This is a genomic window from Sporosarcina sp. FSL K6-3457 (assembly GCF_038007285.1).
Lineage (GTDB): Bacteria > Bacillota > Bacilli > Bacillales_A > Planococcaceae > Sporosarcina.
The window spans coordinates 3627577-3644550 of sequence record NZ_JBBOWX010000001.1 but is presented as its reverse complement, the minus strand read 5'-3'; the positions used below and the strand labels follow the sequence as shown (position 1 = coordinate 3644550).

General features: G+C 41.4%; 10 protein-coding genes. 7 read left to right on the top strand and 3 right to left on the bottom strand.

Features of this window, described 5'->3' with window-relative positions:
• The 3 genes from N1I80_RS17745 to N1I80_RS17735 all read left to right on the top strand — a co-directional run bounded on the left by N1I80_RS17745 (position 1) and on the right by N1I80_RS17735 (position 5116).
• A complete protein-coding gene (locus tag N1I80_RS17745) occupies positions 1 to 2874 on the top strand; it encodes a VWA domain-containing protein (protein ID WP_340739165.1) in 2874 nt (957 codons plus the stop codon).
• 71 nt (positions 2875 to 2945) lie between these two features.
• Complete coding sequence (locus N1I80_RS17740) at positions 2946 to 3680, top strand: cohesin domain-containing protein (protein ID WP_340739164.1); 735 nt, start codon at positions 2946 to 2948, stop codon at positions 3678 to 3680.
• 11 nt (positions 3681 to 3691) lie between these two features.
• Positions 3692 to 5116, top strand: coding sequence for a putative Ig domain-containing protein (locus N1I80_RS17735; RefSeq protein WP_340739163.1), 1425 nt, complete (start codon positions 3692 to 3694; stop codon positions 5114 to 5116).
• Positions 5117 to 5323: 207 nt separating this feature from the next.
• On the opposite strand, the gene N1I80_RS17730 is transcribed toward N1I80_RS17735, so the two are convergent.
• The 3 genes from N1I80_RS17730 to N1I80_RS17720 all read right to left on the bottom strand — a co-directional run bounded on the left by N1I80_RS17730 (position 5324) and on the right by N1I80_RS17720 (position 11093).
• Positions 5324 to 7903 carry an S-layer homology domain-containing protein gene (locus tag N1I80_RS17730; protein WP_340739162.1) on the bottom strand — a complete coding sequence of 860 codons (2580 nt, stop codon included), beginning with the start codon at positions 7901 to 7903 and terminating at the stop codon, positions 5324 to 5326.
• A gap of 17 nt (positions 7904 to 7920) precedes the next feature.
• Positions 7921 to 9099, bottom strand: coding sequence for an S-layer homology domain-containing protein (locus N1I80_RS17725; RefSeq protein ID WP_340739161.1), 1179 nt, complete (start codon positions 9097 to 9099; stop codon positions 7921 to 7923).
• A 323-nt stretch (positions 9100 to 9422) separates the two neighbouring features.
• Positions 9423 to 11093 carry a hypothetical protein gene (locus tag N1I80_RS17720; protein ID WP_340739160.1) on the bottom strand — a complete coding sequence of 557 codons (1671 nt, stop codon included), beginning with the start codon at positions 11091 to 11093 and terminating at the stop codon, positions 9423 to 9425.
• A 394-nt stretch (positions 11094 to 11487) separates the two neighbouring features.
• On the opposite strand from N1I80_RS17720, the gene N1I80_RS17715 reads away from it, so the two are divergent.
• From N1I80_RS17715 to N1I80_RS17700, 4 genes are all read left to right on the top strand, one after another.
• Entirely contained in the window at positions 11488 to 14379 is a 2892-nt protein-coding gene (locus N1I80_RS17715; protein ID WP_340739159.1) for an S-layer homology domain-containing protein, read from the top strand.
• Between the two features lie 74 nt (positions 14380 to 14453).
• Positions 14454 to 14723, top strand: a complete 270-nt coding sequence (locus N1I80_RS17710) for an excalibur calcium-binding domain-containing protein (RefSeq protein WP_340739158.1) — start codon at positions 14454 to 14456, stop codon at positions 14721 to 14723.
• Positions 14724 to 14862: 139 nt separating this feature from the next.
• Entirely contained in the window at positions 14863 to 15420 is a 558-nt protein-coding gene (locus N1I80_RS17705; RefSeq protein WP_340739157.1) for a TetR/AcrR family transcriptional regulator, read from the top strand.
• Between the two features lie 116 nt (positions 15421 to 15536).
• Complete coding sequence (locus N1I80_RS17700) at positions 15537 to 16865, top strand: MATE family efflux transporter (protein WP_340739156.1); 1329 nt, start codon at positions 15537 to 15539, stop codon at positions 16863 to 16865.
• Positions 16866 to 16974 lie beyond the last annotated feature (109 nt).

The following is a 16974-nucleotide window of genomic DNA, read 5'->3' as shown; positions in this document are numbered from 1 at the left end:
ATGAAGGTACATAAGAAAATTACATTATTTTTAACAGTATTATTGTTAGCGTCCATTGTATGGGTGCCAACAATTGGGCAAGCAAGTACGGAAGGTAGCTATGGTAAGAGCTGTAGTGTAGATAGAGGGACAGATGTTATTTTTGTCATTAACGACTCTGAGGCAATGTTGAATATAAATATTGCTTCAAATCCAACATCTAATGATACGTATATTTCGGAAGCGATCCAGTATATAGATGCTTTACCTGAAGAAGATAGGGTCGCAGTTATAGGTTTTAACGACCGTGCGGTAAAGCATAGTGAGTTAACAGCTAATCGTTTTGAAACGAGAGCAGCATTGCACTCATTTTCGAATAACGATGATAACACGCGCGGTGGTAATGATTTAAGTACGGGACTTACGGCAGCGTTAGGTGAGTTTGCTAAAAGTAATAGTAGTAACGATAAAATGATTATCGCTATGACGACAGGGAATTCGATTAACAACGAAAAGTCTTTAGAGTTGGCACGTCAAGCATATGAACAGGATGTAACGATCCATGTATTCGGTTTTGGTTCTGGAATGGATATTGACGAAACGAATTTAACAAGCATTGCGCAGAAAACGGGTGGAAATTACCATCATGCAATACGCTCGATTGACCTTCGGAAAGATTTGGGGGCATTGAAGTCTACAATCGTTGGTTTTAGTGGACGGGAAGTGGGGAGTAATTGGACATTAACAGATCATGTCAACGAACCGAATGGCTTATTAATCCAAGAGAATGTCCAAGTTGACTTAAATGGTTATAAATTAACAGTTACAGGCGATATTATTCTGCAGCCTTGTGCGCAACTACGCGCAGAAAATCGTGGCATCATAACGGCGAACAATGTGGAACAGAAGAAGGGTTCGTCCATTGCTTTAAACAATAGTCAATTAAACGTGAGTCAAACATTCACACAAAATGGTTTGTTACGTGTAAACGGTGATTTTGGTGGTGCATCAGTTGCGGAAGTGAATGTCAACCGTTATAACCAACAAATCCGAGGTGTGCTCGATTTGAATGGTCAATCACTGTCCGTTGCTAATCATTTTGAGCAAGAAGGTAGTGTCGAACTTGGCGGCGGTACTGTTCGGGCAAAAGGAAATGTAACGCAAAAAGGGTTTTTCAACGTTCAAAAAGGTAAGTTGTTCATTGAAGGGAATTTAATCATCAACGGTGACAATTTACGAGACGAAGCATTCACTACCAATCGTTCGTTAAATGTCGGCGGAGGGCTTGTACAAGTCGGTTCGGCGGAGTCGATGGCTCTAACGCGTGACAAAGGGAATATTCGCCAAACGAGTGGTCAGCTCTTTATCAATCACGGGACGGTTCGTATTTTTGGTGACTATGCCATTGCGGACGGTTGGTTGACGATGATTAAAGGCTCAATGGATACAACAACTGCTAACTATGGAGAAGGCGATGGAGACTATGTCCATGTATACGGAGATTTTTCAACATCTAGCCAGCGAAACCATGCGAAAAGAGACTATAACTATATGATGCAACCATCGAATGACCAAGGTCATTTAACGGATGGTGTGTTACGTGTAGATGGTAACTTTATTCAGTTAGGTGATATAGAATTCCATGGCAAAGCGAGTGACCGTTCGAATAACTATACAAAGGATTATAGCCGTTTGAACTTTAGTGCAGCAGGTAGACATAAAGTGTTGCTTACTGGGAAAGGGATGATCAGTGCTGAAGGAACTGGTTTCACATTCCAACATTTGGAGGTAGACGGTGCTTTACAAGACTATCTTCAAAATGGTTCAGTGAAATGGAGAAATCTGATTGAGCGCAAGGTCTCATCTAATGCTAAGTTGCATAGCTTGTCCATTAATAATATTCCGGTTGCCGGATTCAATCCAAATACGACAACTTATGTTAACCATGTTGTTCCAGCAGGCAATTTTCCAACGTTAATGGTAGAAGCAAAAGCAGAAGACCGCAATTCGAAAGTTGAAATGCATAATTTGGCTGTTATAGATGGCAAAGCACAAGTAAAAGTGATTGTTACAGCGCCGAATGGTAACGCGATAACGTATACAGTCTATGTCACAGTAGGTGCGGGGGCAGATGGTCGTGTGACGTCGATTGTGTTCCAGCAAAAAGAGTTGCTCTTTATGCAACAACCGAATGGTAACTTTGGTCCACAAAAAGCGACCATCGATTATAGGGTTAATCCGACAAATGCAACGAATCAGCAAGTAATTTGGACAAGTACAGACGAATCCGTGGCCATTGTGCGTGATGGTATTGTAACGCCAGTTGGGGTAGGAGAAGCGACGATTATTGGTAGAACAGTAGACGGAGAGTTTACAGATTCTGCGATTGTTCAAGTATTGCTACCTTACGATTTGCTTGAAGGGATTAAAACGCTAGCGGATCTTGTGAGTGATAATAATCGTTATGATATGATTATGTCTATGTACGACTTGAATGATATCGGTATTGTTGTACCAGGGAAATATATTCAAGAATTGACGTTTAACTCATCGGGGTATTTGATCAGTGGTAATATTGAAGCGCATAGTGATGTGAGTCGACTAGGTGTACGAGTAGATGGACAAGAGCTACCGGTTTCCAACCCATCGAGTGGCAATCGCTATACATTTAGCCGGGCAGGTTTGACAGTTAATAGTTTTATTGAGGTTATTGCTTATAATGCTGCGGGGGATGAATTGGAGCGCATTGCCACACATTATCCTGTAGGATTTGAGCCAGATACGAGTATTCCATTCGGTTATAATTCAATTCAAACATTATTTGATAATCCTTATCTATTTGATTTGATACTTGAATACTATTCATTGGATCAGTTACGATTCGAAGCTCATTAATAAAAAAAAGGGGGCAAGGGGCATGATTCGTCATGCCCGTTCTATTTATGAAAAGTATAAGAGTATTTATAATGTTAAGTCTGTTTATATTGCTATTGCCGGCTACACTAGCGCATGCGATTAGCAAGCCTGTTGTTGGGGTTTCTACGGTTTATGTGGAAAAGACTGGGACGGTTAATCTATCTGTTTTTATCGACAGTGATGAACGAATTGCGAGTGGATCTTTTGAGATGGTGTATGATCCGACATTATTGACGATGAGGACTGTGAAAGAGGGGACAGCGTGGTCTAACCAGTTGAAATCTCTCAATAGTGCGGAGCCTGGCAAAGTGGCTGTGGCATGGGCGCAGACAACGGGTGTGTCGATGAAAGGCACTGTCATTGATTTTTCCGTTTCTGTCCCTTCAGCTAGCATCGGTTCCACGATAAATCTAACGTTGAAAAATGTTAAGTTATTTGATGCACAAGGGAGAGAAATAGCTGCGCAAGTGTTGGATGGGCAAGTAAAACCGTTTACTGGTGAAGTGAAAGAACATCCGGGAACTGTTGATGTGAACAAGGAATGGACGATTCGTTTAAGCACACCTTACAATCCAGCGACGCTTAATAATCAAACTGTTACTGTCAAAAGGGGTACGGTGGCTGTTGAAGTGATTATCACGCAGATTGATGCGACGACATTCAAAGTGTCACCGAAAAATCCGTATACTAAAGTTAAGCATACGCTGGAAATTACAGATCAGCTTCGCTCAATTAGTGGTGGTAAGTTGAACAAACCTGTGCGGCATGAATTTACGGTTAAATGAGGAGGGATAGTATGAATAGGAAACATTTGAAATATGGATGGGCATTCTTCATGGCGATGTTCTTGGTTGTATTGTCCGGACTCACCGTACATGCCGCGGCAGGTCCGACGTTAGAAGTGGGTGAAACTCGTTCGCTAGGCGATAAAGTCAGAGTGCCGATTACGATTTACAAGACAACATATTTGACTTCTGTTAATGCGACGGTGACGGTGCCAGCAGATCAAAAAGGAGTTCGATTGCAAAGTTTTGAGCCAGCCGGTATTTTTGCGGGTACACAATATCGTTCGCTCTTTGATATTACAGGCAACGTATTGAAGTTTGACTTTTTATTCGAAGGAGTAAAAGAACCTACATTGGTAAATAAACCAACTGTTGTTGGGTACATCACCTATACGCTGACGCCTGAATTTGAGGCGGGTCAAACTGTCCAGTTGGAAATTGGTGACATACGGGCAAAAGCCCGTGCAGGTGCAGATTTACTACTCGATCCATTACACGGGAAAATCGAGCGGAAATTACCAATCGGGGGAGTAATTAGTGATAATGGACCGAGTGCTGCTGCGGCCATGCGGATCTTACAGCATGTCGATGGAACTAATTTAATCACTGAGAAAGAAATGTTGTTATCGGCAGATGTCGATGGCAATGGTAAGTTGACCCAAGACGATGCCCAGTTGATATTAGATTATCTGGCAGGCATCACGACTTCATTCCTAGCAATTGAGACAGTGGAGTTAGATAATGCGGCTGTGGGCAGTGAGTATGAGGAAAAGATTACGGCCAAGCACGGCAGGGAACCTTATGAATTTAAAAGTAAAGGTTCGCTGCCTTCCGGAGTGAAATTAAATACACAAACAGGTGAACTGACTGGAGTGGCAAAAACTGCCAAAAATTATCCGTTTACTATTATCGTAACGGATGCGATTGGCAATACAGCTGAACGGGCATTTGCCGTTGACGTCATTAACTCTAATATTATTGCTGTTGAGAAGTTGGGCATGATTAACGTTAGACAAGGTGAACAGGCAAAGCTGCCAGAGAGAGTATTGGTGACATATAAGGATAAAGTGCAAGGCTATGAGTCAGTGACATGGGATGCAGTCGATACGACTGGACTTGGCGAACAGACCGTCAAAGGGGTGATTGGCGATAGTGGATTTACTATCACGATTAAAGTGAATGTCGTTAATGAAAACTACATTAATAAGTTAATTATCAATAAGTCACCATTTTTAGATCTCCATACAGTCGTCGCCTATACGGTGCCAGAAGTATATGCTATGACGATAAATGGTACAGATATGCATTATGAAGGCAATAATGAATATAGCTCAATTGTTACAGGTATACCAAGTGGTTCGAACATTACGCTTGTACTGAAAGATAAATACGGTAATGTACTCGAAACAAAATCACAAAATTTACTACCAAGTTAATACGAAGAACAGCCCGGCGCACATACAATTTGTATGTGTTTGCCGGGCTGTTTGCTATTTAATCATATTGTCGTGCGCAATGGTTGGAGCCCTCGCGCGCAATGAGAGAGCTCCCGCGCGCAACAAAAGTTGCCCTCCCGCGCAAACCACCAAGAAAAAAAAGAAGTGCAAGTCTACAACGCAAGTGTAGGTGCACTTCTTTTTCTATTATCGTCTTGTCATTCGTACATTTTGCTCTCCAACCAACTCACCCTTAGCATTGTAGGCAAGGAAGACGCCTTCTTGGAGCAGGTGGAAGTTATTGATTTCATAAATTCCTTTTTGCAACGCGAAGTAGCCTTGACCTCGATTTCGATTGGCTAATTCATAATCGATGTTACCTTCTGATGAATTGAAACGTAAGACCACGCGGGTAACTTCTCCACAGTTGTCGTTGATATACGTGTTCATGAAGAATTCATTGCCAATTGTTTCTAGTGTTGGTGATGAAAATACTTGGCTGGATAGCGCGCAAATTGGCCCCGGAGGGATGTCACATGTAATGGCAGATAGGATGGACTGGTAGGCTGCACCCAATTCACTGCTTTCTGCTACATGATAATAATGACCGCCCGTGTCCTTAGCGATTTGCTGCAATAGTTCTTCGTTTAATTGCTTTTTATTGCCCAAGCCTATGGTGTAAATTTTGATGTTTTTCTGCTTGGCTTCAGCGACTATATTTAATGTTTGTTTGGCATTTGATTTACCATCAGTGAGCAGGATGGCGACTTTTGGTTCATTGCCAGGCGTGAACTTATTGAATGCAGTTCTTAGCCCATTTAAAATATTGGTGCCACCTGATTGCCCTACGTTACTCAATGTTGGTCTTACGATTGGTACAGTATCAGCTTCACGGTGTAGCAACTTACCACTTGAATTAAATTGTGCTGCAATATTTCTCTGTGCAGCGAGTGCTGTCATCAGCTCTTGTGATTTCGTCACACGTGCATAGTATGGATCGCTAGCTCTCATACTGCCCGAAGCATCAAGAATGAATGCAACTTCTGGCACTGTTGAGCTGCAAGTTGTATCAGCTTGCAATGTAGGCTCATAGAGTACTTTTAAACGCTGTGTTGTGTTTGCTATAGCGGCTAGTGTATCTCTATAGTATGGATCCATAACCTCGAATTCTGCAGTAATTTCATCCGCAATTGAGTAAGTCGTATTCGGAGAGACAATGGTTGTCGTTGCTACTCCATTCGAGAACCAGACATATTCATTTGTTAACGTAGTACCTTGAGTGGAACTAAATCGAACGCGCCCATTGTAGCGATCAAGAACTTGTCCACCTGGAGCGACGACTGTTGCTTTCAGTGTGGCTGTTGCCCCGTTAGCGGGAAGCGTGCCATTGAATGCCGTGTTGCTAGGAATTAGCTCAAGTCGCAATTCTGCCTGTGGTGCATAATCCAAGTTCACCGTAATCGGCTTGTTATCGCAGTTGATATTGGACTGGTTCAACTGGAATGTCAAAGTGTCTGTGCGATATTGGGTATGGTAAGGTGCAGTGACTTTGACAATCATATCAGGTCCATCTGTCATGTTCACAGCGCTGGTGCCGCTCGGTCTGTTGTTTGCCTCGGCCTGCGCTGCTGCTAAATGGGCCCGTGCAGTTATTGCTTGTGTTTCAGCGATAGTTGCTAAGCGTTGTGCTTCAGTCAGGCGTTCTCGTGCTTTCAAGACATCTTGGATTGTACCAATAATCGTTCCATTAGCATTCGTTTTATCCAACACAGATTCCCAGTATTTTAAATTGGCTCCTGCCAAGTCGACTTCATTTCTTGCGGCTCTTAATTTAGCTTCAGCCGCCTCAGCATCGTCTATAGCTTTCCTCAAATCATATGCCGGTGGAATAGTAGTTTGCGCACTATCAATTCGTGCACCCAGTGCTGACTTAACCGTGAATGACATGGAGTCACTATAGTCAATCGCGCCGCCATTTGTACAGCCCTTCAATGACACTGTCACAAATGTCGAATCAACCCCATTGGCAATCAATTTCGGTTTATCAATATCAACCTCGACGGCCACATTTGACACAGGGGGGACAGTGGGCTGGGTCACGACAGGCGGTTGTGCTGTCACTGTCGGTGGATTAAATGTCACCGTTCCTGTACCAAGAAAAGCGGGTGGCAGTGTAATTGTTTTGTCGTCACTACCGGTTGCCCGCTTGCTTAACCCAATCATTTCGCAATCCCCTGCATTCGACAGACGTTGTAAAAATACAACCGCATCTGCACGCGTCATAGAAAGATGGGCGCCATAATCCTTGTAATCATTTTTACCAGTAGCGCCGTTCGCTAAATCATTTTTATACATATATTGAACGGCACGTGTTTCGCTTAAATCGACTCCTTGGAAGGCGGCGGCAATGCGTGCGACCTGTCCTTTTGTAATCGGTAAATTACGTGCTTGCGTATTGCTTACGCCATTGATAGGCATGTTTTTATTTTGTAAATAACGATAATTGTTAGCAGTGGATGTTTTAACAGAATCTGCTGCTGAGCAATCAAATCGGATCAGCATATCGACAAATTGTGCTTCTGTTACTGTTTGATCCGGTGCAAATGTACCGTTGGCATAGCCTTTCACGATGCCTTGTTGATAGGCCCATTCAATTGCGGAGTAGGCCGAGTGATTCGTTTTGACATCTTTAAACGGACTTGCTGCACTGGCAAGAATAGGAGAAATGACTAAAACAAACGCGAGCGTAAAGAAAAGAGCAATCGTCTTTTTAGTGAAATGAGTCATATACCGTCGTCCTTTCTTTACTCAAAAAAGAGTATATCATCGCGATAGTTTTGTTTTAAATCACTTTCTAGGAAATCTAGGAAACGTACAAGCAACGCAGATGCCTGTGCTCTCGTTAATGGTTCATTCGCATTAAAACGATTGAAGTTATCTCCCGTCACAAATCCGAGCTCAGTAGCTACATAGACGCTGTCTTTCGCCCAGCTTGGGATTTTATGGTTATCGACATAATTGGTTCTATAGCCCGGGCTTGGTGCGCGACCTTCCATGCCTAATGCGCGGATCAAAATAGCGACACCCTGCGCTCGTGTAATGGGACCATCAGGATCGAATCGGTCAGGTGTTACACCTGTAATAATCCCTTTTTCCACAGCGCTCTCAATATAAAGATAGTCAGGATCTTTCGGGTTTAAATCATTGAAAATGGCTTTTCTAGGTGTCTTACTCTTTTTAGGTTGCTCCAACACACGAATATCTACAGCTTTTAATACACCAATTGTATACTGATAACGTTGCATAGGCGTATTAGGTGAGAAAAATTGCGACTTTTCATCAAATATGCCTAAAGAATACAAGCGTTCAATATTATCTTTGGCCCAATGCGTCGATAAGTCACGGAATTTTGGTACGATGAGTCGTTCAATTTTAGGAACGTTTTCTTGGGATAAATGAATTTCACCTTTCCCTACACCGTAAGGAATATTGTATGTGTACTCGCCAATCATATTAGACTTACTAACGACAGCATGTCCGCCCGTAAAGCTAGATAGGGAAGGGTTATGTGCTTCGTATTGTAAAGTTCTTGATTTGCTATCAGATACTTTACTTGTGACAAAAGCCTGTCCATATTGCGTAATAATTTCATTGTCGATAATTTGTGTTTCTGTTGCGCCCCAGAAGTTTTCATAGCCCATATTGCGTCCGCTAATATGAACCGTGATTTCTTCAGGCTTCTTTGCTTTATCCTTCGATGTTACTTTATAAATTTTGCGTCCGACAATGTTGCCTGAGTAATAGTCGGAGGCGGGGCGATTGTCGCTGACAGCCCCTTGTGAAAACTGGTAGTCATCTAATGTATACGTTGTCGTGCCAACTGTGACTTTCTCGGAAAAACTTTTAACAGACGTTTGGGCAGTTGTTTGCCCTTTATCCTCCCGTTTGTCTAAATCAGATACGTAGACAGCACTGCGAGTCAATTTATCACCCGCGGTACTTGATAAGGTTACTTTGTAGGTAGAGGTTAGTATGCCTTTCCCTTCTTTTTCAGAAACGGTTGCTTTTCCAGTGAATTTGATAGGGTAGCCGGTTAAAAAGAATACTTCTTCATACTCATACTCGTTGAGGACACCGCCATTGAAATCAGGTGGCTTGGCCTCCGCGTGGGGGGCGACGAGTAGGAACGTTAAGGCTAATGCTGTAAGAATAATCGCTTGTTTTTTGATAAATTGTAAAATAGTAATTGGGAATCATCCTTTTCTAGTGGGAGTGGGTGTCGGGCACCCACTCAATTCCACATCATTTAATTGACTAACAGAATACGACCTTTTACTTGTGATTCATGAAGTAAATAGAGACGATCATTGACGCGTAAATCGTTTACAGAAATGACTTTACCATCTTTAATAATCGTTGCTTGCTCAATGTTCATCCTGGAAATATTCCCGGCAGTTTTCCACATACCATCTTGCCACTGGCTGACATTGCGAATGCGAATGATGGCAGGATTGGATTGTGTAATGCCTTCAATCCGTCCGGTAGAGACGATTGTCGCAGTTGGTGCAGTCGGTTCAATGATGTGGACTGCCACGACTTGATTGTTTTCTACATAGAAATACCCGTATTTCCCAGCATATCTCTTCATTTCATCCTGCTGCGGAATAATTGTGCGTACGGATCCTCTTGCATCCTCAACGGCCACCGTATCATTACTAAACGACAGTGTTGGCATTGATTCGTGTTGCCAGTAATTATTTTTCGATAATATCATAGCGTTCGTGAGTGTGAGTTCATAGGCATTCGCTGTATGAATCTGTCCAAAATAAATCGCGTGATTTGTTAAATTCGGGCTTTGGAAGCCATCATTCGTAATATGCACGACGTTGGCAAATTCACTGCGTGAACTACTCTCTGTTGCGACGAAGGCAGTACCGCTTGCTAGTAAACTATTTTCATCGACCAAACGACCGTTTCTAATTAAAATCGTTCCTGCGTGATAGCGAACAGTACCTTTCGTTTGCAGGCCGATTGATTTGGAATTTATGTTGACGGATGTCATTGGCTCATAAAAAGTACGCTCATTCTTCTCTTTAATGACCATCTTCTCAATAACTTCTTTGCCAAATTGACTGACAGTGACGAAATAGACGTCATGGTTGGCATATTGTCGCAGGCGATCCGCTTGAATAGGTTGAGTACCTACATAGATAGGCGCTTTAGCTGAGTAGCTGTAACTGCTATTGCTATGGCCGTTGGCACCAAGTCTTGTATTTGATTGCCATCTTCCGTCTAAAAAGATTTTTTCGTCTTTCATAATGAGCTTGTTGCTTGTCGGTTCGATGCGCTGAATCGTTCCTTTGTAGAGGGCTTCGATTTTAATGCCCTGTACATTCGCTTCAATAGAACGGATGGTGTTCGTATTATATTCGGAGAAGGTTAGTTTGACGCGATCTCCTTCGTACAACACGCTTAAGTCTGAAAAATTCGTTCCTTTGATAACTTCCGTTTGATTATTTAAATAGTACGTTTTCGACTGTCCATTATCGAGTCGAATCGACAGGAAATCGCCGTTTGGGTCAATCTGATTGACAGTGCCCGTGACGACTCTGTCGCGGTGATCGATTTTTGCAGGAGCTGTTCCTGTTGAACCGCGCATCGCTTTTACCCGGCGCAAATTGACATCGATTTCGACTTCCATCCCGAGCTTAAATGCATCAATGGTCGTCGGAACGGAATCGACGGAAAGGGTCGCATACTTGTCGATGGACAATGTCATCGTACGACCTTGTTCGTTCTTAATGGTAACTGTGCTCAATCTCTTTTCCGTTACATTTTTGTCAATCTGTACCTCGTCATACGTGACGTTGACAAACGTACCTGTAACGAGTGAATTAGCCGAGGCTGGGCTGGCTAGTAAGAAACTTGAAAATAGTAAAACAAGAAAAGCGAGTGGGAAAAAGTTGTTTTTAAACAAATGTGATACCTCCATTGTGTGGATTTCTACTAGTCGCTTACGTCTATGTATAGTAGTAGGTTTATATCTAGTATATCGGAGTGAACGTCAGAAATGTTAGATAAGCAGGTGATATAGTGTGGGAAATTTTCGGAGCAATTTGATAGAATTGTGGGTTGCAAAAATTGTCGTGAAGAATGATTTCATTTCTGACAGTAATTCAGTATAAAAGTCATGGTTCGTCAATAATTTTGGCAGAACTTTAATTAGGACGAGTTGCACTAAAATTCCAGTTAAATTATACTGGTAGTAGTAATGATTTGTCCTTTGTTAGTCTTGTAACTAATTGCTAGGTTACTCGTCTAGTATATATGGAGAATATCCAAAGACGACTACAATAACTGGAGGTATGAAGATGAAAAAATTAACTTCTAAAAAAATATTCAAAGCTACGTTAGCAACAACGGTTGCAGCAGGAGCTTTTGTAGCTGTTGCGCCAGTAAATACTGAAGCGGCGACATTTAAGGATGTTACAACTAAAACGAGTCACTATGATGCGATTATGCACTATACCGACAAAGATATGATCAGTGGCTTTTCAGATGGTACATTCAGACAGGGCCAAGCGATTACACGTCAGGATGCTGCAAAGCTGTTAGCACTCGTATTGGAACTGGATTTGGTTAATGTTAAGGATCCGGGGTTTAAAGATGTTAGCAAAACAAATCCAAACTATAAATACATCGCAGCACTAGTAGAAGCGGGAATCATTACGGGGTATGAAGATAACACGTTCAAACCTACTGATAATTTGTCGCGTGCACAAATGGCTAAAATCCTTGTACTTGGCTTTGAGCTTGAAGATGTAGGATCTACCAATCTACCATTTAAAGATATTAATGAGCGACAATGGCATATTGAATTTGTGCGGACACTTTATGCAAATAAAATCACAACAGGTACTACGTCTACAACGTTTTCACCGAATGCACTTGTTACACGCGGACAAATGGCAGCATTCGTCTATAGAAGCGAAGCCATGGGCGTGCCGCAGAAGCAAAGCGAATTAGATAAGGTAGCAGTAGACGCAGCTGCGAATAAATTAACGGCGGGAGCTGTCACAGTTTCACGCGGTAATAGTGCAACAGATGCTAACAAGCTTACGGCAGTTCAAACGTATGTCAATTCACTAATGACTGACAAAACGGTCAAAGCAACTGTTACAGCTAGTACGACTGCTGGAAATTACGTTGTGGCACTAACAAAAGGTGAAGTGAAAGTAGAAAAAACGATTGCGATGACATTTAATAATGCAGCGGATGATCGTTTTGTGACAGATGTAACGGCTATTAATGCTAAACAGGTGGCTATTAAATTTGCCACGCCAGTTACGAAGACAAGTGTGCTGAACTCTTCAAATGAGGTTCAAAATATTACATTCACGATGGTTTCAGGTTCAACTGTTAACCCTGGACAACTCAAAGGTTCATTATCAGAAGACGGTAAAACATTAACGGTTACAGCTAATTGGATTTTTGATGGTGAATATGCATTCAAATCAACGGATGCCATTCAATCTGTTGCAGGTGGAAAATTTGAAGAATATACTGCCATCATCAAAGCAAGAGATAAAGTAGCACCGAAGCTTATTTCGGGGTCAGCTACTGCTAAAGTATCGACAAATACATTTGCTGTATTTTTCGATGAGCCTGTGAGTGCAGCGGGAGCTATCGCTTATGTCGATGATATTGCAGCGACTGTCGCCAACAATCCAACAGATCCAAACCGTTTAGACATTACAACTAGCAGACAAGTAGCAGCAGGAACAATAGCGAGAATTAAAATGCTAAATGTTAAGGACTACAACCAAAACTTACTAGCACCAAACCCATCAGAAACAACGATTACGATTTCAGCTGACACAGTAGCACCTACTGTGACACAAGTAAATGTGTTAGGGGAAAATAAAGTAGAAGTTGTATACGATAAAAATATGAATCTAGCATCGTTTGCTGGAAAAGCTCGTCTTGTCTATTCGAATGGAACAGTGACACACTTGACGGCAACGGCAGGCTCAAATGCTAAAACCGTTATTTTGACAGGTACAGGATTGCCTAGCGTAAATAACTATAATGCGGTGCTATTCATTGATGCTGACGCTAAAGATACTGTTGGCAACAGCACAGCATTATATTCTTCCAATGTGACATTGAGCAAGGATACTACACCGCCAGTTATGACATTTGTAGAATATAAAGATGGGAAAATCATTGCTACCTTTACGGAGGACATTGCAATTGGGCGTTTGAATACGTCAGTGACGATTATTGATCAAAAAACAGGGACACCTAGACAAATTGCTCTCACGACTAGTAATAGTGGAGTTGTGAATAACACATTAACCATTACTGAGTACTTATCGAATGGTTCGTACCAATTGCATCTGCCTGCTTATACAGTGACGGATAAGGCAGGGATACCGAATCCGAATGCAATCGACTTTCAGAACTTTACCGTCCAAAACTCATTAACAACAGATACTGCGCGTCCAACGATTGGCCCGATTACTAGTAGCCCAACGGTAAATACGACTTATCAAACAGTAACGTATACAGTGACAGATTATGAGAGTGGAGTAAACTTGGGTTCCGTGCAGGAATTGAGTAACTATACGTGGGATGGAAAGGCATTGCCATATGGAACTCGTGTGACAACGAATGCTAGGTCAACAGATAAGAATACGTCTGTCACAGTCACAATCGAAATTCCAAACACTGGAATCACGACGACTAAACAAGCCCAATTCGCAATTAATAACATTCGGGATAATGCTAACAATGTTGCATATCCAGCAGTCGAAAATATCTATTTGTATAGCAATTACCAAAATGGATTAGGATTAAGAAGCGCTGCAATTGATGCTTATGATGGTACTTCACTTATCCTAAGTTATAATCAAAATGTGTATTCTTTAAATGCAAATGATTTTACAATTACATTGAATGACCAAGTTCTTCAGGCGAGCTCAATTGCCTCAATTTCACCGTCTAACAATAATAATTCGTTTATCGTTAAACTTAAAGCGTCTGAAGCGAAAGATATCATCTATTATAATACTCGAAGAAATGCGGTTCACTACTTCGATGTTAATAATAATGGTGTATTTGAAGATTGGATAGATCAAGTTATCAGTGTGGTGGATTATGGAACTCCAAACAATTCAGTATTACTCAATTTGAATGCCAACTATATTAAAAATCTAAAAGTAAATGATTATCAAGGTCAAGAAGTCATTGTGAAACGATGATTCTGTCCAAATGATTGAAGACGCCTTCCATTGTTAGTAGATGGAAGGCGTTATTTAGAAAGGAGATCATCATAATGAAAAAAGTATTCGGCATTTTACTAGCCCTAACCATTGCCCTAAGCTTCTCCTTCAATTCCGTGCAAGTCGAAGCAGCAAGCCCGAAGGTAGTCAAGTTCGCCAATTGTAAAGAGATGAACAAAGTCTACAAAGGCGGCGTGGCACGCTCAGCGACTGTTAAAAATGTTGGCGGTAAAACAAAGTACAAGCCTTTTGTCTCTCAGGCAATCTATGATGCTAACAAAAAGAGTGACCGTGATAAAGATTTCATCGCATGCGAACGATAAAAATCGGCCTATCCTCTATTTATTTAGAAGATAGGCTGATTTTTTTTGAACCGTTATACTAGACAAATAGGTATATGACCGTATAAAATTGAACTGATAAAACTACAAGTGTGTTTTGAGTTTCCAAGGGGGCTAGAGGTTGAGAGCACGAATTATCAATGCTTTTATTGAAGAAACACGAAATAATGGTATTAAGTTTACGATGGATGACTTGGCAAAGCGGCTTGGCATTAGTAAACGCACGCTCTATGAGCATTTTTCATCGAAAGTTAATATTTTAGATTCGATTATTGATGTGACACTTGCTGAGTTTGACGAGCAGACGAGTCGTATTTTAAGTAATCCTGAACTTACCTTATTGGAAAAAATCCGTAAAGTCATTGTTGTTGTACCGGAATATAATGATTTTTATGACCTACGTATTTTAGAGCAGTTGAAACGTTCTTATCCTGAGCAGTGGGAACGTGTCAACCGTGAGTTACATCAGTGGGATGATCTGAAGGGGCTTCTGGAAGAAGGAATTCGTACGGGCATTATTAAAAATATCAATATTGATTTGTTAATCAGGTTAATTATTGATGCTACTAATGCGACAATGGACCGCCAGTTTTTTTTAGCGCATAGTATTTCTATGACGGAGGCATTTGAGTCGATTATTGATATTTTATTAACTGGTATGGTGCAAGCAGAACAATGATAGGGATACTGGCACTTTAGTTGCCAGTCTATTTTTTTGATTGATGAAAACTCAAAAAACTAAAATCGTTTCAGCGTTTTTCGAGAATGATAAAAAGATAAGGATTTGAAATCGTTATGGAAAAAGAACAAACTTTAAATCGTTTGGATACTGATAGTGTTGGTAAATCGTTTGTGAGGTATTTAATTCCGTCGATGGTTGGGATGCTACTGATGGCTATCAATATTGTGGCCGATGGAATTATGGTTGGTAACCGCTTGGGGCCGACTGCCCTTGCTGGAGTAGGTATTGCAGGACCTGTTTATACCTTGTTTGTAGCGATGTCGCTGTGGATTGGAATTGGCGCGGCGACTCGGTATTCAGCGGCGATGGGTGCTAAAAAACCAGGCGAGGCGCGTGTCATATTTTCACATGCTATTATTGCTATATTTGCCTTCACAATGATTATTGGTTTATGTGCCTATTATTTCAAGACAGAAATTGCTTATTTTTTAGGGGCAAATGCTGATACGTTTCCTTATGTTATGGAGTATATGAATGTTCTATTGCTGTTTGGATTTGTTTTCACGGTTGAAAATACGCTCAGTATATTAGTTCGAAATGATGGAAGCCCGAATTTAGCGATGGTTGCTTTAATCACTTCAGCTGTTGTGAATATCGGGTTGAATTATATTTTCTTATTCGTGCTCGATTATGGTGTGACGGGGGCGGCAGTAGCGACAATTATCGGCGCATTTGTTGGACTTATTATATTGAGTACACATTTCTTCCGTAAGAAAAGTAACCTACGTTTCGTTCGCTTCCAGTTCAATCAGAAACTGTTCGTGCTCATTATCATTATTGGTTTCCCCAGTTTTCTTGCAGAAGTCGGGATTTCAGTCTTCACTATTTCGCATAATATTACGTTCGAACATATGGCGGGAACTGCCGGCGTGTCTGCATTTACTATTTTAAACTATGTCCATAGTGTCATGTTGCTGTTGTTTTTAGGTATGGGGTCAGCCATTCAACCGCTCATTAGTTATTATAAGGGTGCAAAAGATGAAGTAAGGATGAAAAAGACCGTACGAATGGCGATTGGAACCGCGGTTGGGGCTGGTGTGTTTTTCTTCCTTATTGGACTATTTGCATCGGGTCCAATTGTCAGCCTGTTTGGCGATTTTCCAGAAGAAGTAATGGCACTTGCAATTCCAGGCATTAAGCTATTTTTCATCGCCTATATTTTCATGGGTACCAATTTTGTCATGATGACGTATTACCAATCTATCGGACAAATTCGTATGGCGATATGGATTACAGCATCAAGGGAAATTGTTATTTTACTCATTTTACTGATGATTCTCCCGCGCTTATTTGGTTTGACGGGTGTGTGGTTGGCGATACCACTATCCGAGCTGATTGTGCTGGTGACGATATTTTATTATCACAGAAAGTGGAATAGTTAAAATGGATATGAAAGGCGGTGGGTTCTTATTGAGAATCTGTTGCTTTTTTTTGGGGGGAGTCGAGTTCTGTTTGAACGTTGTTAGGTTTGTGGAAAACTTTGTCGAATTT

Bases quoted from the DNA above. Each gene is read 5' to 3' on its own strand.
- N1I80_RS17700 (WP_340739156.1), top strand. From the start codon at position 15,537: ATGGAAAAAGAACAAACTTTAAATCGTTTGGATACTGATAGTGTTGGT.
- N1I80_RS17715 (WP_340739159.1), top strand. From the start codon at position 11,488: ATGAAAAAATTAACTTCTAAAAAAATATTCAAAGCTACGTTAGCAACA.
- N1I80_RS17710 (WP_340739158.1), top strand. From the start codon at position 14,454: ATGAAAAAAGTATTCGGCATTTTACTAGCCCTAACCATTGCCCTAAGC.
- N1I80_RS17735 (WP_340739163.1), top strand. From the start codon at position 3,692: ATGAATAGGAAACATTTGAAATATGGATGGGCATTCTTCATGGCGATG.
- N1I80_RS17730 (WP_340739162.1), bottom strand. From the start codon at position 7,903: ATGACTCATTTCACTAAAAAGACGATTGCTCTTTTCTTTACGCTCGCG.
- N1I80_RS17745 (WP_340739165.1), top strand. From the start codon at position 1: ATGAAGGTACATAAGAAAATTACATTATTTTTAACAGTATTATTGTTA.
- N1I80_RS17740 (WP_340739164.1), top strand. From the start codon at position 2,946: ATGTTAAGTCTGTTTATATTGCTATTGCCGGCTACACTAGCGCATGCG.